The sequence below is a fragment of the Pseudomonas sp. 10B238 genome (genome assembly GCF_000970615.1).
Lineage (GTDB): Bacteria > Pseudomonadota > Gammaproteobacteria > Pseudomonadales > Pseudomonadaceae > Stutzerimonas.
Genome location: NZ_KQ033944.1, coordinates 24307 through 48058, shown reverse-complemented (window position 1 = coordinate 48058; position 23752 = coordinate 24307). Strand labels below are relative to the sequence as shown.

General features: G+C 60.8%; 23 protein-coding genes. 9 read left to right on the top strand and 14 right to left on the bottom strand.

All coding sequences use genetic code 11. The annotated features are described in order from the left end of the window. Nucleotides 1-9 precede the first annotated feature (9 nt). Entirely contained in the window at nt 10-807 is a 798-nt protein-coding gene (gene speD, locus RT21_RS21250) for an adenosylmethionine decarboxylase (protein ID WP_046164297.1), read from the bottom strand. 251 nt (nt 808-1058) lie between these two features. Further along, on the bottom strand, nt 1059-1481 hold the full coding sequence (locus RT21_RS21245) for an OsmC family protein (protein ID WP_045430653.1): 423 nt from the start codon (nt 1479-1481) through the stop codon (nt 1059-1061). A 217-nt stretch (nt 1482-1698) separates the two neighbouring features. Between RT21_RS21245 and crp the strand changes: the two genes are divergently transcribed. After that, entirely contained in the window at nt 1699-2343 is a 645-nt protein-coding gene (crp, locus tag RT21_RS21240; RefSeq protein ID WP_045430655.1) for a cAMP-activated global transcriptional regulator CRP, read from the top strand. 58 nt (nt 2344-2401) lie between these two features. Here crp and trpC read toward each other — a convergent pair whose 3' ends face one another. The 12 genes from trpC to RT21_RS21180 form a co-directional block, all read right to left on the bottom strand. Next, nucleotides 2402-3238, bottom strand: coding sequence for an indole-3-glycerol phosphate synthase TrpC (gene trpC, locus RT21_RS21235; protein WP_046164296.1), 837 nt, complete (start codon nt 3236-3238; stop codon nt 2402-2404). Then, nucleotides 3235-4281 carry an anthranilate phosphoribosyltransferase gene (gene trpD, locus RT21_RS21230; protein ID WP_045430659.1) on the bottom strand — a complete coding sequence of 349 codons (1047 nt, stop codon included), beginning with the start codon at nt 4279-4281 and terminating at the stop codon, nt 3235-3237. The genes trpC and trpD overlap by 4 nt, the downstream gene beginning before the upstream one ends. Next, entirely contained in the window at nt 4281-4880 is a 600-nt protein-coding gene (locus RT21_RS21225; RefSeq protein WP_046164295.1) for an aminodeoxychorismate/anthranilate synthase component II, read from the bottom strand. Before RT21_RS21225 ends, trpD begins: the two co-directional genes overlap by 1 nt. A 691-nt stretch (nt 4881-5571) precedes the next feature. Further along, nucleotides 5572-6900, bottom strand: coding sequence for an MFS transporter (locus RT21_RS21220; RefSeq protein WP_023464565.1), 1329 nt, complete (start codon nt 6898-6900; stop codon nt 5572-5574). A gap of 99 nt (nt 6901-6999) precedes the next feature. After that, nucleotides 7000-7224: a hypothetical protein gene (locus tag RT21_RS21215; protein WP_031299072.1), complete on the bottom strand. Its 225-nt coding sequence runs from the start codon at nt 7222-7224 to the stop codon at nt 7000-7002. A 134-nt stretch (nt 7225-7358) separates the two neighbouring features. Further along, nucleotides 7359-7982: a hypothetical protein gene (locus RT21_RS21210; RefSeq protein ID WP_023464564.1), complete on the bottom strand. Its 624-nt coding sequence runs from the start codon at nt 7980-7982 to the stop codon at nt 7359-7361. A 22-nt stretch (nt 7983-8004) separates the two neighbouring features. Next, on the bottom strand, nt 8005-8685 hold the full coding sequence (locus RT21_RS21205) for a HupE/UreJ family protein (RefSeq protein WP_046164309.1): 681 nt from the start codon (nt 8683-8685) through the stop codon (nt 8005-8007). 160 nt (nt 8686-8845) lie between these two features. Further along, nucleotides 8846-11986 carry an efflux RND transporter permease subunit gene (locus RT21_RS21200; protein WP_023835649.1) on the bottom strand — a complete coding sequence of 1047 codons (3141 nt, stop codon included), beginning with the start codon at nt 11984-11986 and terminating at the stop codon, nt 8846-8848. Between the two features lie 10 nt (nt 11987-11996). Then, on the bottom strand, nt 11997-13232 hold the full coding sequence (locus RT21_RS21195) for an efflux RND transporter periplasmic adaptor subunit (protein WP_023464561.1): 1236 nt from the start codon (nt 13230-13232) through the stop codon (nt 11997-11999). Further along, entirely contained in the window at nt 13229-14476 is a 1248-nt protein-coding gene (locus RT21_RS21190; RefSeq protein WP_031299070.1) for a TolC family protein, read from the bottom strand. The genes RT21_RS21195 and RT21_RS21190 overlap by 4 nt, the downstream gene beginning before the upstream one ends. Nucleotides 14477-14612: 136 nt before the next feature. Continuing rightward, nucleotides 14613-15449, bottom strand: coding sequence for a M56 family metallopeptidase (locus RT21_RS21185; protein WP_256203911.1), 837 nt, complete (start codon nt 15447-15449; stop codon nt 14613-14615). Nucleotides 15450-15608: 159 nt separating this feature from the next. Further along, on the bottom strand, nt 15609-16007 hold the full coding sequence (locus RT21_RS21180; RefSeq protein ID WP_031299067.1) for a BlaI/MecI/CopY family transcriptional regulator: 399 nt from the start codon (nt 16005-16007) through the stop codon (nt 15609-15611). Between the two features lie 304 nt (nt 16008-16311). On the opposite strand from RT21_RS21180, the gene RT21_RS21175 reads away from it, so the two are divergent. The 8 genes from RT21_RS21175 (at nt 16312) to RT21_RS21140 (ending at nt 23640) form a co-directional block, all read left to right on the top strand. Further along, nucleotides 16312-17211 (top strand): LysR family transcriptional regulator, encoded by a 900-nt coding sequence (locus tag RT21_RS21175; protein WP_023464558.1) that lies wholly within the window; start codon nt 16312-16314, stop codon nt 17209-17211. 749 nt (nt 17212-17960) lie between these two features. Further along, a complete protein-coding gene (locus RT21_RS21170; RefSeq protein ID WP_234492733.1) occupies nt 17961-18659 on the top strand; it encodes a hypothetical protein in 699 nt (232 codons plus the stop codon). 109 nt (nt 18660-18768) lie between these two features. Beyond that, the gene (locus RT21_RS21165; RefSeq protein WP_023464556.1) at nt 18769-18987 is read left to right on the top strand and encodes an AlpA family transcriptional regulator; all 219 of its coding nucleotides are present in this window, start codon (nt 18769-18771) and stop codon (nt 18985-18987) included. 44 nt (nt 18988-19031) lie between these two features. Then, nucleotides 19032-19883 (top strand): ParA family protein, encoded by an 852-nt coding sequence (locus RT21_RS21160; protein WP_023464555.1) that lies wholly within the window; start codon nt 19032-19034, stop codon nt 19881-19883. Next, nucleotides 19880-20137: a type II toxin-antitoxin system HicA family toxin gene (locus RT21_RS21155; RefSeq protein WP_023464554.1), complete on the top strand. Its 258-nt coding sequence runs from the start codon at nt 19880-19882 to the stop codon at nt 20135-20137. The genes RT21_RS21160 and RT21_RS21155 overlap by 4 nt, the downstream gene beginning before the upstream one ends. Then, entirely contained in the window at nt 20130-21851 is a 1722-nt protein-coding gene (locus tag RT21_RS21150; protein ID WP_023464553.1) for a ParB family protein, read from the top strand. Before RT21_RS21155 ends, RT21_RS21150 begins: the two co-directional genes overlap by 8 nt. Before the next feature lie 16 nt (nt 21852-21867). Next, a complete protein-coding gene (locus tag RT21_RS21145) occupies nt 21868-22428 on the top strand; it encodes a DUF2857 domain-containing protein (protein ID WP_023464552.1) in 561 nt (186 codons plus the stop codon). 3 nt (nt 22429-22431) lie between these two features. Continuing rightward, nucleotides 22432-23640 carry an STY4528 family pathogenicity island replication protein gene (locus RT21_RS21140; RefSeq protein WP_023464551.1) on the top strand — a complete coding sequence of 403 codons (1209 nt, stop codon included), beginning with the start codon at nt 22432-22434 and terminating at the stop codon, nt 23638-23640. The last annotated feature ends 112 nt before the right edge of the window (nt 23641-23752 follow it).

The window sequence follows — 23752 nt, the reverse complement described above, 5'->3', positions numbered from 1 at the left end:
ACCGTTGTCTTAGCTCGGCATATTGCGCGCATAGAAAATCTCCAGCATTTCATGGCGCAGACGTTCCTCCACCTCTCCACGTTGTTCTGGCGAAAGATTGCAAGTGGCGTCCCCGAATAGATAACTCTCCAGCTCGAAGTCTTTCAACAGCATCTTGGTGTGGAAGAGGTTCTCTTGATACACGTTCACATCGGTCATCTGATAGGCCGATCGGGTGTCTTCGGATAGATAGTTCTGAATTGAGTTTATTTCGTGGTCGATGAAGTGCTTCTTGCCTTCGACGTCACGAGTAAAGCCGCGAACCCGATAATCAACGGTGACAATATCCGAATCGAACCGATGGATCAGATAGTTGAGGGCTTTGAGCGGTGAGATAACGCCGCAAGTCGACACGTCGATATCCACCCGAAAGGTGGCAATACCTTCGACCGGATGGATCTCTGGATACGTGTGAACGGTGATATGACTCTTGTCCAGATGCGCCAGAATGGTCTCAGGCAACGGACCAGGTGACTCTTCGATCTGGCTGTCGGTGGGCGTTACCGGTTGTTCAGAGATAAGGATGGTCACGCTTGCGCCTTGCGGCTCGTAATCCTGCCGCGCAATGTTCAGGATATTTGCACCAACGATCTCTACAACATCAGTCAGAATCTGCGTTAGCCGCTGCGCGTCATACTGTTCGTCGATGTACTCCACATATGCCTGCTGGTCTTCCTGTGTTTCGGCATAGCAGATGTCGTAAATATTGAAGCTCAAGGACTTGGTCAGGTTGTTGAACCCGTGGAGCTTGAGTTTGCTTTTAACCATTGGAGACTCTCTTCGATGCGGCGCACCGCGTGATCGAGCGTGCCCGTCAGATACCCCTGTATCTGTGTAGGACTGCATACACCTCTTCGCATTTGGGATCGTGGCTGAGTTGCTCTAGCAAAACGCCCCGCTAAAACGGGGCGCGCATTATGCTGGCCGATGCCGCCCGGCCAAATTCCGGTAGCCCTAATCAGATGCCAGCTTCGGTAGCGCCCGGCATTGTCGAGTCGACGAAGTTCGCCGGACTGACGTCAGCCAAGCTCGACGATCTCATAGTCATGGCTGATTTCCACACCCGCGCGGCCGAGCATGATCGAGGCGGAGCAGTACTTCTCGGCAGACAGTTCCACGGCACGCTTGACTTGCGCGTCCTTCAATCCACGTCCCTTAACGACGAAGCGCAGGTGGATCTTTGTGAACACCTTCGGATCCTCATCAGCGCGCTCCGCCTCAAGAAAGGCTTCACAGCTTTCCACAGCCTGGCGCGACTTTTTCAGGATGCTCACGACATCAAAGTTGCTGCAGCCGCCGAGGCCCAGCAAGAGCATTTCCATCGGACGGACACCTAGATTGCGTCCACCATTTTCTGGTGGACCATCCATGACCACCACATGGCCGCTGCCGGACTCGCCAAGGAACATTGCCTCGCCAGCCCACTGAATGCGCGCTTTCATCGATAGACCCCGCTTGAAAAGGAGCGAAGCTTAGCATGTCCATAGGCGGTCGCTGGAGGCGGTAAACCGACGAAATGAATGCCCAAAAGTTGATATTCGTGTCGCAGTTTTATTGTCGACCCGAACGGGTCTGTTAAGCTCGCTAAGCCTGATAACAGAACTCAGTCATACATAATAAGAACTGCCTCCTATTGGACATATCTTCCGGGACTACAGCATGGTCGCTATTACACTCACGCCCAAGATCAAGAACATCGACAAACTACTTGCACATTGCCATCGCCGACGCTACACCGCCAAGAGCACTATCATCTATGCCGGTGACCGTAGCGAAACGCTTTTCTTCATCGTTAAAGGTTCGGTCACGATCCTGATCGAAGACGACGATGGTCGTGAAATGATCATTGCCTATCTCAACTCCGGCGACTTCTTCGGAGAGATGGGATTGTTCGAGAAAGAGGGTTCGGAAAAAGAACGCAGCGCATGGGTTCGCGCTAAGACTGAATGTGAAGTAGCAGAACTGAGCTATGCCAAGTTCCGTGAACTGACCCAGCAAGACCCCGATATTCTTTATGCGCTCGGCAGCCAGATGGCTGAACGCTTGCGCAATACGACGCGCAAGGTGGGTGATCTGGCGTTCCTCGACGTAACCGGTCGCGTAGCCCGCACATTGCTCGACCTGTGCAAGCAGCCCGATGCGATGACGCACCCCGATGGCATGCAGATCAAGATCACTCGCCAGGAGATCGGCCGCATCGTTGGTTGCTCGAGGGAAATGGTCGGGCGTGTACTGAAGAGCCTGGAATCCCAGGGGTTGGTACACGTGAAAGGCAAGACCATGGTGGTATTCGGCACTCGCTGAGCCAACCGTCACGCCAATAATAAAGCCGGCTATTAACCGGCTTTTTTATTCACGCTGCTTATTCGGGATCGACCGACGACCGTAGGCTCGCGCGTCCGGGAAAGAACAAACGCTGCAGCTCAACCCCAGGCTGCTCGGCTCGCATGAAAGCCTCTCCCACCAAAAACGCATACACCTGGTTGATTTCCATCAACTCAACGTCGGCACGATGAAGAATGCCGCTTTCGGTAACCGCCAGACGGTCTCGAGGGATGCGCGGCAGCAGATCGAGAGTCGTTTCCAGACTGAGTTCAAAGGTGTGAAGGTTACGGTTGTTAATCCCGACCAGAGGCGTGTCGAGGCGCAGCGCGCGTTCCAGCTCTGCTCCATCATGGACCTCTACCAATACGTCCAGATTCTGAGCCTTCGCCACATCGGCCAGCTCCGCCATCTGACCGTCCTCCAGCGCAGCGACGATCAGCAGAATACAGTCCGCGCCCAAGGCTCTGGCTTCGATGATCTGGTAGGGGTCGACCATGAAGTCCTTACGGATGACAGGCAGTTTGCATGCCGCGCGCGCTTGCTTCAGGTAGTCGTCGGCCCCTTGAAAGAAGTCGATGTCGGTCAATACCGAGAGGCAGGTGGCGCCACCTGCCTCATAGCTTCTGGCGATGTCCGCCGGCACGAAATCCTCTCGCAGCACCCCTTTGCTTGGTGAGGCTTTCTTAATTTCTGCAATCACAGCCGGTTGTTTGTTACGCGCCTGCTCCTGCAGCCGGCGGGCAAAACCGCGGACCGGGTCGGCTGCCGCCGCCATTGTTTCGAGTTCAGCCAGGCCGACCCGGCCGCGACGCTCAGTCACTTCCTCGCGCTTGCGCCTGATGATCTTTTCCAGAACCGTCGGCACACTGGTCATTGCGAACTCTCCTGCTTGAACACCACGGTGAAGGACACCAGCTCCTCGAACTTGTCTCGCGCCAAACCTGTATGCAACGCATCGTGAGCGATCTCTACGCCCTGCTTCAGGCTGCTGGCGATATCGGCCGCGTAAAGCGCAGCACCGGCATTGAGGACGATCATGTCGGCAGCCTTTTGCCCATTGTCCGTTTTGCGCCGTCCCAGTGCGTCGCGAATCAGCGCCAGCGAACCCTGTGCATCCTCGACATTGAGACCTATCAGGCTCTGGCTCTTGATCCCGAAATCTTCAGGCTGGATACGGTATTCGGTGATCTCGCCCTTGTTCAGTTCGGCGACATAGGTCGGGGCCGCCAGACTGATCTCGTCAAGCCCATCCTGCGCATGCACCACCAACACATGCTGGCTTCCCAGGCGCGACAGCACCTCGGCCATGGGCCGGCAGAGTTCCTTGCTGAACACGCCAAGCACCTGATGCTTGACGCCTGCGGGGTTGGACATCGGGCCGAGGATGTTGAAAAGCGTGCGCAGGCCCAGCTCGCGACGTGGGCCTGCGGCAAATTTCATCGCGCCGTGATGCGCAGGCGCGAACATGAAGCCAACACCCACTGCATCGACGCTGCGCGCAACCTGCTCGGGCGTGAGATCCAGGTAAACACCGGCCGCTTCGAGCAGGTCGGCGCTGCCACTCTTGCCCGACACCGCACGGTTACCGTGCTTGGCCACCTTGCCTCCCGCGGCGGCGACCACGAAGGCTGCGGCAGTTGAAACATTGAAAATGTTCATCCCATCGCCACCGGTACCGCAGGTGTCCACCAATCGATGGGTATCGAAATGCACCGGTTCGGCCAGCTCACGCATCACCTGTACGGCGCCGACGATCTCGTCGATCGTTTCGCTCTTCATGCGCATGCCCATGAGGAACGCGCCAATCTGCGCATCGGTGCACTGACCAGTCATGATCTGGCGCATCACCGCCTTCATCTCATCGGTACTCAAGTCCAGCTGACCGACGATGCGGTTGAGGGCTTCCTTGATATCCATCAGCGCACGCCTCCGGTCTGTTTCAGAAAATTGGCGAACAATTCGTGCCCCTGCTCGGTGAGGATTGACTCAGGGTGAAACTGCACGCCTTCAATGTTCAGCGTCTTATGCCGCAAGCCCATGATCTCGTCGACACTGCCATCTTCCAGTTGCGTCCAGGCAGTGATTTCCAGACAGTCGGGAAGCGTTTCGCGCTTGACCACCAACGAGTGGTAGCGCGTCACCGTTAATGGATTGTTCAGGCCGGCGAACACGCCGGTGTTCTGGTGAGCGACCGGACTCGTCTTGCCATGCATGACCTGACGCGCCCGCACGACCTCACCACCAAACGCTTGCCCGATGCTCTGATGGCCAAGACAAACGCCTAGAATCGGCAGCTTGCCGGCGAAATGGCGGATCAGGTCGAGTGAAACCCCCGCCTCGTTCGGCGTGCAGGGGCCAGGCGATACGACGATACGCTCCGGGTTCAGTGCTTCGATTTCGGCGACACTCAACTCATCGTTGCGCACCACTTTGACGTCCGCACCGAGTTCGCCGAGGTATTGCACGACGTTGTAAGTAAAGGAATCGTAGTTATCCAGCATCAGCACCTTAGTCATGATAACCTCTTGTTTCTTGTATATTTTCCATGACAATGCTTCGATCTATATACACAGACATATACACACATGCACCGGATTTCGGCAGCACAAGCGTCGGAGAATGCCCTTGTGGGGTGGCAGCAAGCATGGAGGCCTGCCTCACGGTGCGTCTCTGCAAGACGCCTCGATGGGACTCCTTGCGAGACCGCCGGCCTTGATGCCGGTGAGCGACGTGCGCAACCGAGCACCACGAGGACGCGGTGCGCGAGGCGCTACCTATGGCGGGGAAATTTAATGGCATCGGGCAATCTCCTGAGTTTTGGAGCCGCCGTGCCGGAGAGCCATCTGCTGAACCTTGCCTGCCGGTACGGCGGCAAGGTGCGGGTCGAGGCCGCAACGACGTGCCGCTTCCTACTGGAAGCGCCACCACTGAGCAACGTTGATCGAAGCGGTACGGGTCATGGCAGACCGAGGTTCAGTTAACCGGGGAAGATACATGCGGAAGCGAACTCTCCCACAGCAGCTTCATATCCGAGTTATTGTAACACGTATTCCTATTTGCCGTCTACCGGCCATACGCATTAACGCATACGAAAGGTCACCCTCAAAGCCGGCAAACTGACCCGCCTACACGACCACGGTCTTCACGTGAGCATGAACTGCGCCAGTGGTTCGGAGGGGCAGCACAGTAGGCAGGGAGATGGCCCTGTCATCCCGGCCACCGCCGATGCAGACTGTCGATGACGAAAGGATGCGCATGAGGAGCGGCACCATGCGCACTGAAGTGCGGGTGGTTCGCCGGCAGACCATCATGGTCGTGAACGAGAACCGCTTGCTCCTCCCTCGGCCAGTTTCGGATCGCAGCGACCATGCCCAACAGCGCAAGGCCACTCAAAGCGGCCAGCGCGACGCCGAGACCGAACGTCAGGCCCACCCAGCCCGCCAGGGGATAAGCCAGCAGCCAGCAGACGTGCGAGAAGGAAAACTGCGCGGCAAACACGGCCGACAGGTCTTCCTCGTGCGCTGATCGACGTATCAGGCGCCCGCCCGGTGTGACCAGACCGGCATAGGCGATGCCCATCAGGCCCCAGGCAGGCAGCAATACCGCCCAGCTACGCCCCGATGGCAACGCGACCCAACATAAGGTGGTGATCAGCAGCACCGCCACCATCACGATAGCGGCCGACAGCATCACCCGGCGATCGGCGACCTGATCGAGTACCTTGGGCAATAGTAGTGCGGCCACCATGGAGCCACCACCGAAGGTCGCCAGCGCCAGCGCAAGCTGTTGCTCACTGCCGCCGAGGACATCCCGCACGATCACGATGGTGTTGACGAACACCATCGCACCACCGGCTGCCGCGCACATATTCAGCGCCAGCAGGCCACGCAACCGTGGCGTGCGCAGATAGATCCTCATGCCGCGCAGCATCCGCTCGCCAAGCCCATCACTGCGCGAGTCGCCAGCGACGGTCGGCAGCGCGGCCGCCAGAATCAACCCCGCCGACAGCGCGAAACCAAAAGCCGTGCCAACGAACAGGACATGGAAACTGACCCAAACCAACAGGGCCGCCGCAAGCATGGGGCTGAGCAGGCTTTCCAAGTCATAGGCCATACGCGACAAGGACAAGGCACGGGTGTAATCGCGCTCCTCGGGGAGCACTTCCGGAATCAAGGACTGGAACAGCGGCGTGAATCCCGCCGAGGCTGATTGCAACACCGCAATCAGCAGATAAATTTGCCAAATTTCCGTGACGAACGGCAGCGCCAGCACGACGCCCGCCCGGACGACATCGAGCGAAATCAGCACCGCCTTGCGCCTGGCCGGCGGCACGATGGCGCCCGCCAGCGGCGCCAGCAGGACATAGACCGTCATCTTGATCGCCAGCGCCGTGCCCAGCACCGCCCCGGCCCCCGAACCGGCCAGATCGTAGGCCAGCAGCGCCAGCGCCACGGTCGCCAGTCCGGTGCCGACAAGTGCGACAACTTGCGCCAAAAACAACCGGCGGAACGTGGCATGTTGAAGAATGGCGAGCATGACTGGCTCCTGGAAAAATTGTGGCAAAGACACGTAACCGTCACCAACGCAGTGCGGTTACGGTCCAAGCTGTCAGTTACCGTTGCCGGACGAGCGCGCTCAAGACTCTTCTTTCTCCTTCGCGGCGTCGCATTGCTCCTTCAGCTTCCTGACTTCAGGATAAGCCACATCGGTGACATAACGCTCTCCATCGGCCAGTTGCTCGCAGGTCTTGGGCATCAACTTGTCGTTATCGGAACCATGCCCTCCAGGATGAGCCATAACGAACGTGGACGCCAACGAGGCACTGGCGGCAACAACAACCAATATCGAACGAATCTGCATTTCACTATCTCCTGATAACTGAATCCGGTGTACACACCGGAAGGGGGTTTACAACACCCCGGTTCCTGCCAGACGCATGGCCTGTGGCAGGGATGCCGGAGTACATGGGACTGGAGTCCATGTCAGTTGGCGAATCACAGGACACGCTTCATTTCCGTGTACTGGCCTCGGGTACGAATGATCACGGTTACGTCAGCACTGTCGCGGTTGCGCCAGAACCAGCCGTGGTTACCATCGAATGCAGCTTCGAGCACACCGTCATCGCCGGGTACTGCGCGCCCTTTCTCATAACTGATCGACTGACCGCCGCCACCGCCATCGCCATGGGTGTCGAAGTTCACCACGCCGCCTTCGGCAACCCAACTGAACTGCGCCTGCTCGCCGGTCTTCATGCTGAGTTTCACCTCGGCACCTTCGCCAGGCTGCAACACCACGCGTATCTCGTCGCGCCAGGCAGCACCCGCCACAGGCTGCGCGGACGATGTAACAGGCATTACAGCGGGCGCCGACTGCTCCGCCGCCAGCGCCGCATCCCTGGCTGCGTCGGCAGCCGCTTCCTCAGCCAACTGTGTCTTGATCTCACCCATCTCGCTCAGTCCGAGCACGCGACCGATTCCGGTGGGATCAATCCCATACTCGGAAGGCAACACGATCGCGATCAGAATCGCGAAGGCGGCAACCAGCGCGATGAGTGTCGAGCGCAACAACTGCTTCGAGGTTGGCAAATCGTCGAGGGTGGGCTTTGTTACGTTGTACATAGTGGTTTTCTCCGTGTGCGGTTCAAGAAACGAAATAGCCGGTGAGCTGGTAACCGATCAGAATGAAGCCAGCACACATCATCGCGACGTTCGCGGTATAGGCATGGCGCCAGAAGCTCGCCGTCCGACGCCAGTAACCCATGACAATCAGGATCGCGCCCAACGCCAGCAATTGGCCGATCTCAACGCCGACGTTGAAAGCCAGCAGATTCGGAATCAGCCCATCGGGTGAGATGTCGTACTCGATAATCTTCGTGGACAGGCCGAAACCGTGGAACAAGCCGAAGACCAACGTTGCGATTTTCGTATCGGGCTGGAACCCGAACCATCGCTGGAACGCGCCGATGTTGTCGAGCCCTTTGTAGACCACCGACAGACCGATGATGGCGTCGATAATGTAGCTGTTGATGCCGATATTGAAGTACACACCCAGCAGCATCGTGGTCGAATGACCGATGGCGAACAGGGTCACGTACAGGCCGATATGCTTCATCCTGTAGAGGAAGAAGATCACGCCGAACAGGAACAGAATATGGTCATACCCGGTCGCCATGTGCTTGGCGCCGAGGTACGCGAAGGAGACAAGGTGGACACCTGTGATCTCCTGAATATAACCCTTGTCGCCCTCGGCAATAGCATGTGCCAATGCCTCATTGGTGCTCGCAAGCAGAAGTACGACCACGGCGGCGAGAAACAGGGACATTCGCAGCCAAGCCTGCTGCTGTCGCAGGCCTGACACCACTACAGATACTCTTTCACTCATGAACTTCGCACCTTAAATCGGATTAAAAATAATTTCCTGTCTGGCATGCATTGCGAGCAATGCGAGGACGAACCGGAACCGAAGAAACAGGCCATCCAGGTCACGTCGTTTTTGTCGCCTCATGTTCGGTATTTCGATGAGTCAGGCGATACAGCGCCGGCAACACCAGCAGTGTCAGCAGTGTCGAGGAGATGATCCCGCCGATGACCACGGTGGCGAGCGGTCGCTGCACTTCCGCGCCTGTGCCGACGTTGAGCGCCATGGGGATGAAGCCAAGGCTCGCGACCAGGGCGGTCATCAGTACCGGGCGCAGTCGCGTCGTGGCCCCGTTGACGATGGCGTCCTGCAACGGCAGCCCATCGTCGAGCAGCTTGCGGATGAAGCTCACCATCACCAGGCCATTGAGCACCGCCACACCCGAGAGGGCGATGAAGCCGACACCCGCCGAGATGGAGAATGGAATATCACGTAGCCACAAGGCGACCACACCCCCCGTTAATGCCAGGGGCACGCCGCTGAAGATGATCGCCGCATCCCGGCCCGAGCCAAAGGCCATGAACAGCAGACCAAAGATCATGAACAGCACCACAGGCACTACCACCGACAGACGTTGACCGGCCGCAATGAGCTGCTCGAAGGTGCCGCCATAATCGACCCAATAGCCCGCCGGCAACTCGATCTGACGGTTCACCTGTACGCGTACTTCTTCCACGAACGAACCCAGGTCGCGCCCACGCACATTGCTGGTGACGACCACCCGGCGCTTGCCGTTCTCCCGGCTGATCTGGTTGGGACCGGGCGCCACCTCAATCGACGCGAGCTGACCGAGCGGCACGTAGGCGGCCTGACCCAGGCCAGCAGCGATGTCAGCCGGTATTGGAATCGGCAGGGATTCAAGCACCTTCGGGTCTTGACGCCGCGCTTCCGGCAGCCGCACCACGATGTCAAAGCGGCGGTCGCCCTCGAACACCTGGCCAGCGACGGCACCGCCCAAGGCGATCGCAACGGTCTGCTGCAGGTCGTCGATCGCCAGGCCGTAGCGGGCGAGCGCCTCCAGGTTTGGTGTGATCGTCATCAGCGGCAGGCCCGTCACCTGTTCGACTGCCACGCCCGCCGCCCCGGGAATGCTTTCGGTCAAAGCCGCGATCTGTGCACCGATTTCGGCCAGTTGGTCCATATCGTCGCCGAACACCTTGATGGCCACCTCGGCACGCACGCCGGCAAGCAACTCGTTCATACGCATCTGCACCGGTTGCAGGAACTCGTATTTACTACCTGGGATTGCGCTGACTGCTTCTTCCATTTCAGCAACCAACGCCGTCTTCGGCTTGCGCGGGTCAGGCCAATCGTCGCGATCCTTGAGCATGATGAAGGTGTCGGCCACCGACGGCGGCATGGGATCGGTCGCGACCTCGGCCGTGCCGATCTTGGAGAACACTTCCTCCACCTCGGGAAACTGCTTGAGCCGGTCCTCCAGTTGGCGTTGCATACCGATCGCCTGGGTCAAACTGGTGCCGGGGATGCGCAGCGCGTGCAGGGCAATGTCACCCTCGTCCAGATCCGGGATGAACTCGGTGCCCAGGCGCGTCGCCAGCATGGCCGACAGCACCACCAGCACCAACGCCGCTGCGACGACCACGACGCGCAACTTGATGGCCTGCTTGAGCAAAGGGGCATAGCAGCGGCTGATACCGCGCATCACCCTGGTTTCCTTCTCGGATACCTTGCCGGTGACGATCATGGCCACGGCCGCCGGCACGAAGGTCAGCGACAACGCCATCGCGGCGGTCAGCGCCATCACCACGGTCAGCGCCATGGGATGGAACATTTTCCCTTCGACACCGGACAGCGCGAAGATCGGCAGATAGACGACCGTGATGATGAACATGCCAAACAGACTAGGCTTGATGACCTCAGCGCCAGCCTTGGCCGTCAGGTCGAAGCGCTCGTCGCGGGTCAACAGGCGGCCGAGCTGATGCTGCCGCTGACTGAAGCGCCGCAGGCAGTTCTCCACGATAATCACCGCACCATCGACGATCAGACCAAAGTCCAGCGCCCCCAGGCTCATCAGGTTGGCCGACACCTTGTTCTGCACCATGCCCGTGATCGTCATCAGCATGGTGAATGGAATCACCGCAGCGGTAATCAGCGCCGCCCGGATGTTGCCCAGCAACAGGAACAGCACCGCAATGACCAGCAGAGCGCCTTCCAGCAGGTTCTTCTGTACGGTAGCGATGGCGCGATCAACCAGTTGAGTGCGGTCATAGGCGGTATGCGCACGCACGCCCTCTGGAAGCGTTTCGTTGATCTCCGCGAGCATCTCACCCGTGCGCTGCGCAACAGCACGGCTGTTCTCGCCAACCAGCATGAACACCGTACCCAGCACGATCTCCTCGCCATCCTTGGTCGCCGCTCCAGTCCGCAGACCACCGCCCTCGATCACGTCAGCAACATCGCCAATGCGCAATGGCAGACCGTCACGCGTCGCCACGACGATCTGGCGCAGCCCCTGGATGTCGGCGACCTGGCCGGGAACGCGGATCAGGTATTGCTCACCGAAACGCTCGATGTAGCCAGCGCCCACGTTAGCGTTGTTGCGCGCGACCGCATCCAACAGATCACTCATGGTCAACCCGTAGGCCAGTAACTTGGCCGGGTCAGGCGTGATTTGGAATTGGCGTTCATAGCCACCGATGGTGTTGACTTCCGTCACGCCCTTCAGGTTGCGGAGCTGCGGACGAACCACCCAATCCTGAAGGGTGCGCAATGCCGTCGGCGACCACGTTTCTTCGTAGCCCGGCTCAGGCTCCACGGTGTACATGAAAATCTCGCCCAAGCCGGTTGCCACTGGCCCGAGCGCGGGGTTCAAGCCGGCGGGAATCCACGAGGCCGCCTGCTGCAAGCGCTCGGCGACTTGCTGCCGCGCGAAGTAGATATCGGTACCGTCTTCAAAAACCGCCGTCACCTGCGACAGGCCGTAGCGGGAGATAGAGCGGGTATAGTCGAGCCGCGCGATGCCGGCAAGCGCCATCTCCACCGGCAAAGTGACGCGCTGCTCGGCTTCGAGCGGCGAATAGCCCGGCGCTTCCGTGTTGATCTGCACCTGGACGTTGGTGATGTCCGGTACCGCATCAATCGGCAGACGGCTGTAGTTCCAGATGCCCAGGCCCGACAGCGCCAACACCAGAGCGAGTACGAGCCAGCGATGCGCGATGGACGCGCGAATGATACGCTCAAGCATATCCGTGTCCTCAGTGGTCGTGGCTGGCGCCGGACTTTTCGATGTCCTGGCGAATCAGGAAACTCTGTTCGGTCACGTAGGGTGTGCCGGGTTTGAGCCCACCCAACACTTCGGCGTAGTCGCCATCACGATCACCGAGTTCAAGCATACGGACCTCATAGGTCTCGCCGACCTGCGCAAACACCACAGTGAAGTCGCGGAAGCGCTGCAAGCCCGACTCCTTCACCGCCAGCGCCACCTCGCGCGAGCCCACCGCGACCTCGGCCGCCACGGTCATGCCCGGCCGCCATCGACCCTCTGAGTTCGGAACGCTGACGCGGGCAATGACACTCTGGCCCGCCCCGGCCACCGGCAGCAGACGACCGATCGTTGCCTCGACAACGGCGCTCCCGGTCGCCGAGCGTATGCGTACCGACTGTCCCGGCTTCAAGCGTTCGGCATCGGTACCGATGGCACGCAGGTCTATCCATACCTGCGACAGGTCGGCCAGCTCGAACAGCGCGCCTGCTCCGGCCACGTCGCCGACGTTGGTGTTGCGCGCCAGTATCACGCCATCGAAGGGTGCGGTGATGGTATAGGTGCGCAGGCTGTCGTTGCTTTCGATAACGGCCAATGTCTGACCGCGCCGGACACTGTCGCCCTGTTGCACACTCACGGAGCGCACGATGCCGGGGAAGCGCGCCCCGACCAATGCCTGCCGGTTGGCATCCAGTTCAACGGTACCCATCAGTCGCACAGCATCATGAATGACGGCCGGACCCGCCGGTTCGACACGGATGCCGGCATCCTCCGCGATGGCCGCCGGGATGGTCACACGACCCTCGTAAGACTCATACGTCCAGGTAGACGTCTTGCCGCCCTGCTCGGCCGTCACGGCGACATCGAACGAATGCGGCTCGGTAACTTCACCACTGCCCGCCAGATAGTCGCCTTCCGGTGTGAAGGTGAATCGGTTGACCTCGCCATCCAGCCGGGAGAGCTCAACTATTGCGGTGACATCCTCGGGGGCGACCGGGTTGCCATCTCGGTAGGCGTAGAGCCGATAGTGCGGCGGCACGTTGGTCTCATAGATGGTGAGTTCCAACGCGAAGTCACCATCACGCAGTAGTCGGCCGTTGTGCGGCCCACGCTCGTAGTCTTCATTTGCCGCTTGTATACCCGCCGCCTCGTTGGTGGGGTCGCCGGAAGGACTGCAAGCGGCCAACAACAAGGGGCAGAGGAGAGTCAGAAGAAGTAGACGATTCATGGGGTCATATCCTCAACGGTAGCGGTGAGGCGTTCGACCTCGACCAGCAAAAGGTGATAACGACTGGAGGCTTCGACAACGCGCGTATGCAGGCCAAATAGCGTCTTCTGCGCTTGCGCCAGTGACATGAAGGAGAAGCGGCCGGCCTCGAAACCGTGACGAGTGGTCGCCAGCGCCTTTTCGGCCTTGGGAATCAAACTCGTATACAACGATTCGGCTTCCGTGCGCGCGCGCATCAGTTCCTGATAGCGCTCGAATAACGCCTGATGACGTTCGAAGCGGTAGACTTCGCGACGTGCCTCCAGCGCGGCGAGTTCCGCATTGGCTTGAGCGACCGAATACCCGGAGCGCTTGCGACTGCCCAGGGGTACCGACACCGACATCACCAGACCCTGGTCATTAAAGGCCTCCATGCGGCGCACGCCCAGGCTGACGTCGACATCGGGCTTGGCACTGGCTTCGGCGACCCGGCGCCGGGCAACGATGGTGTCGGCCTGCAATCGTGAGGCTTGCAGCTCGGGCGTCATCGGCAACCGTGAAGCCAGCGTCTCGAACGGCACCACCGTCGGCAATGCTTTCAGGTCTCCAACAACCTCGCCGAAGTCTGGCACCAGCGCTCCCCAACTCGATGCCAGCGCCATCCTGGCACTGGCAAGCTCGTGTTCCGCGCTCTCACGATCCAGCTCCGCCTCCGCAAGCGCGATCTCGGCAGCCAGAAGATCCGACTCTGGATTGCGAGCTGCCTCTACGCCGGCAGCGACCTCCCGGCGGGTACGCTCGGCCTGCTCAATACGTTCTTCGATATATTTCAGCCGCTGCTGTCCGGCGACCACTTCAATGAAGCGCGTGGCGGTCAGGCTGGCCAGATCAATCCGTACCGTATCGGCCCGGTGCTCCTGCTCGCGAACCTCGGCCCGACCGAGCGTCTGGCGGGCTTCTCGCTTGCCGCCAAGTTCAATGACCCGACCGATACGCAATGTCGTTTCAGCCGAATCGGCTCCGCTCAGGCTGCCGGTGCCAGCGACATTTTCCACCTCGCCACCGATGGTGTAAGACGGTGGCAAGCCCTCGCGATCCGCACGGGCTTGCACGGCCTGGAGCTGAGCCATTTCGGCGACGACGGAGGGATGAGCGGCCAGCGCGCGCGCGACGGCATCTTCCAATCGCAACGGGTCAGCGGCGTGGGCCGCGGACGTACCGCATAAGCCGATGATCCCCCACACTACTAAACGGAGCACCTTCATGAGAATCCTCGCAACAATAACAAGTGAACTAACGAATCCGCCCAACACGGACACCCCACGCTCGCGCAAAACCACCATAAAACCGATCACTGATCGGTTTTTAGAATACAAAAATACCACGAGCAACCCTGTGCGCTTATCTTGTCAGCACGGCAATGAGCGATTCGGTTAAGAAGTGCAGCCAGCCGGTCGATAGACTGCAAAACGCCAGCACACCGACACCGAGGAACGCCCCCAGGTACGACACCGCTTTGCGCTCCGGCGCCAGCAAGGCCTCGACGCGCTCGGGAATGAAATCGGAGAAAAACGCCATCGACAACGGCCTGTGTTCCCTGGCGTGGTTCCGAAATATCTTTTCCACCGCAACGATGGTCTCGGCCACCACCAACGGACACCCCACAGCCGTTGCGGCGACGAAGTCGCAGCGCTGTTCCAGAGCAAGCTCCAAGTCGCTCAGCAACCGACGGCGAGTGCCAGGCAATTGAATGCTCGATAGCACGATGGCAATCAAACGGTGCTGGACGTCGCGATGAGCGATATGCGCCTGCTCATGCGCCAGCACGACGCGCAACTGCGTGGGATCGAGCTGCTGCAATAACGAGGTCGAAAGCAGAATATGGCCACGCCCGATGCCGCAGGCCAGCGCCATGGGTTGATCCGCGTCAAGCACATGCAGTTTGTCCGACTCTCCAGGACGCCGGCTCAATCGCAACATCGCGACCAGGGCCCGTCGAGCACGCCAGAGTCCCACCGCTGCTCGCGTCGCCAACCAGAGCGCGTAGGTCGCCAGCAATGCCAGCGCCCCCCACAACAAGAGGCTCTGCCCACTGTCGCTCGGATGCCATACGCACAAATGCAAGAGAGAACCGGCGTGCTCATAACAGGCCGCGGCCCATCGGTCCGACCCATGAAACACTGATGGCATGACGACGATCATGGCCGCGTAGACAATACCCGCCAATGCTGGCGTCACGAGCGTCCACCAGACTATTCGCGCTCGCTGGACAGGTGTTCTACTCGACAATCGCCCGCGCAATGGATGCTCACAAACAGCAATGAGAAGGCTGAGTGTGATCGCCAGAACGAACCCAGCAAGCAGCGCAAATTGAAGTAGTTGCCCATGACTCATCAATCAATTCTCATCCAGCTCGGCGCGACGGCGCGCAATCGTTTCCTCCAATCGCTTGAGCTGGTCGTCGTCCGCTCGCGCGGCGAGATCGGCGAAAGCTGACAGCAACGCATCCGGCTGATGGCCTGCAACGCGGCGCACCGTGGACTCCACCAACTTCTGGATCAACTCCGGGCGTGACAACCTGGCCGAGTATTCGTAAGCATGACTGACCTTCTCACGTTGCAGGATGCGCTTGCGGAACAAACGCTCCAGCGTGGACTGCACGGTGTTCAACGTAATCGAACGCGAACGTCCCACGCGCCCGTAGACCGTCTTCGCGTCGGATGCACCGAAGCGCCAGATGTCTTCAAGCACGGCAATTTCCAGGTCGCCCAGAGGCGGCACATCGGGATTAGTCAACTTGTTGCACCCAAACGCTTGACTTGAGCGGCAAGTATCATCCATAAAAAACCGACCGTCAATCGGTTTCTGCTATCCTAGTACCGCAGACCGGCAACCGCCCCTACGCGCGGAGCGCCGATCCCGCAGCTCCGACGGGCTTTCGCCCGAGACGACCTGCCCGCTGATGCGGCCGCCACGCGAGCAGATCCAGGGTGCCTCCGTGTGACAGGTACGGCAGACGTTACCAGGAACCGGCGCGATGGCAGCGTCCATCGGTTTTAACTTCACAGCCAGGAGGTCGATCGACTCAAGGGTATAGCACATGGAACTACGCTATCTTCGGTGCTTCATTGCCGTGGCCGAGGAACTTCACTTCAGCCGTGCCGCGGAACGTCTGCACATCGAGCAATCCCCGCTGTCTCGCACGATCAAGAAGCTCGAATCCGACCTCGGCGTGATTCTGCTTGAGCGTACCTCCCGTGGTGCGCGCCTGACTTGGGCCGGCCAAGTGTTTCTGGAAGACGCTCGCCGCATCCTGCTTTCCCTCGATCAAGCCAAGGCCAATGCCAAGGCCGCCGCGACCGGCTATCGGGGCACGTTGCGCGTCGCCCTGTCCGATGGCATCGCCCGCGTCCGTCTGAGCGCGCTGCTCGCGCTATGCCGGGAGGAAGAACCGGAGGTCGAAATCCGATTGTCCGAAATGCCGTTCGCCCAGCAGTTGAAGGGCTTGCAAAACGATCTCTACGACATTGGCTTCACCTTCGCCGATGGGATTGACGAAGGCATCATCACCGAGCCAATCTGGCGCGATCCATTAGTAGTCGCACTGCCGGCCAGGCATCCGTTGCTGGCCCACAAGCGTGTACCCCTTGATCAAGTGCTGAGCTACCCTCTGGTGCTTTGCCACCCCGAAGTCTGCGCGGGTTGCAGCCTTCAGGTGGAACGCTATCTGCGTTCGGTGGATGTGGAGCCCACCGTGGCCGAGCGTGTGGCCACGCACGATCTGATGCTCGCGCTGGTCGCCGCCGGGTACGGCATTGGCTTCTCAAGCGCGGCACACATCGAGGCGTGTCGCACCACCGACGTGATTGCGCGACCTCTTGCCGGACGTTCATTCGTGCTGACGACCCATCTTCTGAGGCCAGACAACGAGCCCTCCGAACAGTTGACCAATTTCATCCGGCGCGTTCGTAAAATTGCCGCCGACTTTTCTGTGTCGTGATCGGCATCAGCACACGGTTACCCGACGAGCAGGCCGGCACGCCTGCCCGACAGATTCCCATACTTAATTACCTGTCGTCGCAGGTGGCAAGCTGATTCCCACCAAACTATGGGGCAGGAAAACAGGCGAACAACGAGAGGCTGACGTTGAGACAACATCGCTCAGCAGAGGTGTCACGGTCAAAAGCTATTGCTTTTTGGATCTTCATCAAGACCTCTACGACATAGCTCATAGTGCTTTCCGTTGCCATGCCGCAACCAACATTGCATATATGCTCGCTCTGCAATATTCGACGTGACACGGCGGCAATCGGCCACTTACGACGCCAATCCCGCGGCGCGCGGAGCATTCTTAGGAGCATCACCTTCAAGACCTTCCAAGTCTGACCCAGGGCGCATTCCGCAATCGGACCTGAACAAGACCCTACGGGTCTTTACCGTTTCGTTACAAGCAAGAACACTTCAAAGTCCGCGCCAGCCAACACCAACCTGGCGGAGCGGGCTCACTTGGTCATGCACTGGATAGGTAGTGGATAGGTCAATATCGAAGAAATCGGGAGATGTGGCGCTGCTTATACATCCTCAACACTGCCGAGCATCCGTAGCTGCTGTTGGGTCGCGGTCAGACAGCGAACACCTAACGACATCCGTCCAAGTGAAACGTGGAGGCTTTTGTCGGAGGAGCCGAATGGCTGGCACATTATGCACAAGACCCGATTCCCTCATCATTCAAAGGTGTTCTATCACCCCATGGAAGCCGCCATCAGATGGTCCAATCTGATTCGGTTTGAAGATCAAATTCTCCAAAAAATAGGGGCAAAGAAAATACCCGGACAGGATGACTTCCCCCGGTGGCCGATGTTGCGTCTCAACACCGAGCGCATCTTTGACGCGCTTTGGAATGGCGATCTCGCGTATGGCAGAGCGGGCATCACCATTGACGACCCATCGCTGCTTGACGATCCGGCACTGACAGTCCGTCACGTTGACCTCAAAATTTGGATGTCGCTCTTCTACCCCGACCAGAAGCCTGAATTCCTGTTCGACGCGGTAGAACGACAAATGCACCCGGCCATCGGCGTCGAAACCATCCAGACGCTGATTGCTGAAAAGGAAGCACTCAGGATTCGTCTGGCGGACCGGGAACAGTCCTTCAATATTTTGTACGAGCAACATCAGTTGCTCCGCGAGCAGGCCAAGAGTTTGGGGGCGGCCGGGCGTGAGGTTTCGGCCAGAAGCGAGACGACCTATCTCAACATCCTCGGAGGATTGCTGAACATGATGCTCGGCAAGTCACCCGGCGGCATGCCGTACTCATCGTTCGAGACGATGGAATCCGTGATCAGCGCGCTACTCGCGCATTACGAAGGCCGCCCTGGCATCAGCGAGCGGACGCTGTGGGCCAAGTTTACCGCCGCCAAGCGGCACCTGGACGGCCACGCGCGCTGACTGCAATTGCAGTCCCGCACTCTGCAATTGCAGTGTTTTTCGCGGCGGTGACCCATTGAATACAAGGCACTTTCCGAACAGCGCCGATGAGCGTCAAGGAGTGCCCACCATGTCTTCGCAGACCACCGCCCCGGCGGCGCCGGTTGAACGTCGCATCCTGCGCCGCGCCGAAGTCGAAGCCAAGACCGGCTTCAAGCGCGCGCACATCTATAGCCTGATGAAAGAAGGCAGGTTCCCCAAGGCACTGCGTTTGGGCGTGCGCGCAGTGGGCTGGGACTCGACCGAGATCGACCAGTGGATCGCTGATCGCCTCAAAGAACGCGCCTGACGCTTCTCCTTTTCCGGTTCATCCCATTCCGTGAGGAGAAGCCCATGCAGGTGGTATCCATCATTTCGACCAAGGGCGGCGTGGGCAAGACGACCACGGCGGCCAACCTGGGTGGCTTCGCGGCCGACGCAGGGCTGCGCGTGCTGCTGCTGGACCTGGACGTGCAACCCACTTTGTCGAGCTATTTCGAGCTGCAAACGCGCGCCCCCGCCGGCATCTACGAATTGCTGGCTTTCAACGAGCAGGACATCGGCCGGCTGGTGTCGCGTACCGCGATCGCTGGCCTGGACCTGGTGCTCTCCAACGACGACAAAGGGCAGTTGAACACCCTGTTGCTGCACGCGCCGGACGGGCGGCTCCGGCTGCGCAATCTGTTGCCCGCGTTCCGCGAACACTACGACCTGCTGCTGATCGACACGCAGGGCGCGCGCAGTGTCCTGTTGGAGATGGCCGTGCTGGCCTCCGATCTGGCGGTGTCGCCAGTCACGCCGGAGATCCTCGCCGCTCGCGAGTTCCGGCGCGGCACCTTGCAACTGATGCGGGACATCGCGCCATACCGTCGCCTCGGCATCGAGCCGCCGCCGCTACGCCTGCTCATCAACCGCGTGCATCCGGTTTCCAGCAACGCGCGGCTCATACAGCAGGCACTGCGCGACCTGTTCCGATCCGAGCCCGGCATCGCGGTGCTCGATACCAGCATCCCCGCCATCGAAGCCTATCCGCGCGCATCGACCCAGGCCTTGCCGGTGCATCGCGTAGAACACCGACGCCCTACGGGGCGGACGACGCCGGCCGCTTTCGACACGATGCGCGCACTCGCCTGCGAACTGTTGCCGAGTTGGGAACCCTCGTTCACTCGACTGACAGCGGGAGCGCACCGGAGGAGCAGCACATGACCATCGCGCGCTCCCTCCAGCGTGGCAACAAGCGGCTGAAACCGCTCATCGACTTCGCACTGAAGGAAGGCTGGGAGGTCGCTCGCACAGCGGGCGGACACCTGAAATTCACCAAGCCGGGCCTGCCTCCGATCTACACCGGCTCGACGCCCGGCGATCGCCGCGCCGGCCTCAACGCGCTCGCTCTACTGCGCCGCACCGACCGCGCCATCGACCCGAAAGCGACGACAAGGGAGGCCGACGCCGATGGCTGAACCGACCCCCCAGGACATCGCAGCCAAGTTGCTGGCCGACCGCTTCGAGCGTAGCGGCCCGGTCACCGATGCACTGAGCGATCCCATCGCCGATACTCCCATGACGGTGACGCTGGACCAGCTCCAGCCGTATGACCTCAATCCGCGCGTCACGCGCAATCCGCGCTACGACGAAATCAAGGCATCGATCCGGGAGCGTGGCCTCGACGCGCCGCCGGCCATCACCCGCCGGCCCGGCGGGACGCACTACATCATTCGCAATGGCGGCAACACGCGACTCGCCATCCTGCGCGAGTTGTGGAGCGAAACGAAGGACGAGCGCTTCTTCCGCATTCCGTGCCTGTTCCGGCCCTGGCCCGAACGCGGCGAGATCATCGCGCTTACCGGCCACCTGGCCGAGAATGAACTGCACGGCGGCCTGTCGTTCATCGAGCGCGCCCTGGGCGTGGAGAAGGCCCGCGAACTCTACGAACAAGAGTTGGGCCAGGCGCTGACGCAGAGCGAGCTGGCGCGTCGCCTCAGTGCCGACGGCTACCCGATCACCCAACCACACATCAGCCGCATGCAGGACGCCGTGCGCTACCTGCTGCCGGCGATCCCAGCCGTGCTCTACGGCGGTCTCGGCCGGCCCCAGGTGGAACGGCTGACGGCCCTGCGCAGGGCGAGCACACGGATATGGGAAGCGCGCGGCGCGAACAAACGGCTGGCCGTCGATTTCCCGTCGCTGTTCAACGACGTGCTCGCCCTGTTCGACGGCGACACCGACGGCTTCTCGATCAAGCGGGTGCAGGATGAACTCATCGGGCAGATGGCCGAGTTGCTGGAGGCCGACTACGACTGCCTGACGCTGGAGATCGGCGAGACCGAGAACCGGCAGCGTGCGCTGACCAGCGATCCGGTGCCCCCCGCACCGCAGTCCGGCAATGCCGCGGCCGCGCCCGTGACGCCACAGCCACCGCGCTCGCCCGACCCGGCGCCGACAGTTCCCATGGCGCAGCCCCCAGCTACATCGCCGAAGCCACCACGGATGCCGGAACCGCTGGCATCGCCCCCGCCCTCGGAAACGCCCGGCAGTGCGCAGCCTTCGGACGACGATCACGACGAACGCCTGCGAGGCCATATCGTGTCGCCGGCGCCGACCACCGAACGCTTGCAGGCGATCCAGCGCCTGGTGGCCGACCAGACCGGCGAGGCACTGCCGGACTTCGAGGCGAACGTCTTGCAGGCGATTCCGGTGCAGGCCGGCGGTCTCTACCCGATTTCCGATGTCTGGTACATCGAACCGGGCCTGGACGCGCCGGACCGGCTGCGCGTGCATATCGCGCAGTTCGCGCGCGAGATCGCCGAGGAAGCCGGACAGGCCGAACGCATCGAGGCCATCGACGATGGCATCGGCTTCCTTTGCGACATAGGCGCCCTATCGACGGACCCGCAGGCGATGCCGCTCATCGCCCGCGCGACGCTCACCCTGCTGCACGCCCTCAGTGCGGGATACCGGCCGGCGGTTGCAGCACCCACCGCACTCGACAACCTGCGCCTGACCGATGCCCTGGGGCCTCTGCTGCAGGGTCGGAAGAATGGCGACAAGGCGCAGGCCTCGCGCCTGAGCGACAGCGGCCTGGTCAAACTCTTTCGCCTGCTGCGGCTCGCGCGCCGGCTGCTGGAGCTGGAATCCGGCATGGCATCGGGCACGCACGCCTCCACTGAACCGTAAGGCCGGGGGAGACGCGATGTCGGCACCGCATCCACTCAACCAGGCCGTGATCGCCCAGGCGCTGCACGATCTGCGCAACGGCCAGTTGCGCCGCTGCAAGGCGATGGGCTTCGGCGACCGGGAGCTGGACGCACTCAAACACCCGGAGCTGGTCAGCATGCTGGTCAACGCCACGGTGTCCTGGTGCTCGGTCAAGGTGAACCGCGAAGTGCTGCAACGCCTGTTGCACCAGGTGGAGGACGTCGAGAAGGAGATTGCGACCGTCGATCGCATGCTCCGCCTGGGCGCAAGCACGGAGATGGTCAGCAAGTTCTACGGCCTGACCCATCAGGAAGTGGCGTTGCGCCGGGACGTTCTCGGCCTGCCCAAACGCAAGGGCCGCCATCCGGTATTGAGCGAGGAACAGGACACCGGCTTGTGGGGGCGCTGGAAGCCCGCCGTCGAGCAACGCGGCATCGCGCTGGACGACGACATGGCGATGCTCCATCTCACCCTCGATCTTGCCGAAGAACTCGCCCTGCCGGCCTCCGTCATCTGGGCGACGATTCGCGGCTGGATCGATCAGGGATTGGTGTAGGCCATGGCGATCGACAAGCCTCATCGGGGAGGCGGTCCGGTCTCGCTCTCGGCCCTGCTGGACGAAGCCGCTCAACACCTGCCGCCCCGACAGGCCGGACCGACGGTCAGCGATGGATTCCTGTTCAGCGGCAACCGCCATGAGAGCGTGCCGCGCGCGCTGTTTTTCGATCATCGCCTCACGCCACTGGAACGCAACGCCTGGCAGGTGTTCCGGCTGCTGCTCGACGACGACGGTATCACCGCCTTTCCCACCTATGAACAACTCCGCCCCTACCTGGCCTCGACACCGTGCGCGCCGAAGGCTTCCCACGAAACGGTGGCGCGCGCGCTCACGCTGCTGCGCCTGACGCGCTGGCTCAGTCTGGTGCGGCGCCGGCGCGATCCGCGCACCGGGCGCATCCAGGGCAACCTGTACGTGCTGCACGATGAGCCGCTGACGCCCTTCGAGGCCATGCAGCTCGATCCCGATTACCTGGACCTGGTAAGCCAGGCGCTGACGCATGCGAGCAAGGCGGTGCAGCACGTCGGCGTCCACACACTCCAGGAGATCGCCGAAGACCCACTGCTCAACGGCCGCGCTCTGCCCACGCGCCTGCAGGTGCTGGCGCAGCGGTTGGCAAGCCAGGGGTGGAAGGCTCTCGAAAGTTATCCACAGGACGAGACGATTCACGAAACCGAAGAAGGCCCGAAAGCCCTTCTTCGGCACGGAGAACAGCAGTCTTCGGAATCCGAAGCGGGTCGCAAAGCCCCGTCAGACGCCCTTCTTCCGAATCCGAAGCAGGACCGTACAGTACGTAAAGAAAGTATTAAAAATAATAAAGTACGTACAGTACCGCGCGCGAGCGAAAACCTTCGTCTGCCTCAGCGCTTCCTCGCCTTGAAAGAGGAACAGCAGTCCGGCGCGCTGGTCGCACTTCAGCGGGTGGACGACACCCTGCAACAGGCGGTGCTCGACGAATGGGCGGCCCGCTGCAAGGCCGGCGGCATCCGCAATCCCGCCGGTTATCTCTTCGGGGTCATCCAGAAAGCGATCAAGGGCGAGTTCCATGCCTGGGCTGGTCAGCCGGAACACGCACCGACCGCTATTTCACCGTCGTCTCTGGAATCGCTGCGCGCGCCCGAGCGCGACTGGTCTCCGCCAGCGATCGATCACGAAGCCGCGCAGCAGCAGCATCTGACCCGCCTGCACGATCTGTTCAAGGAGTCTTGAAGCCAGCGGGCTATACCAGTGGTATAGCGCAACAGACTGCCTTCCCGACGATGCAAACAGGCGGCGGCGCAATGCGGTTTGTTGACTGACAGCCTTCCCCTGCTTGTCGATG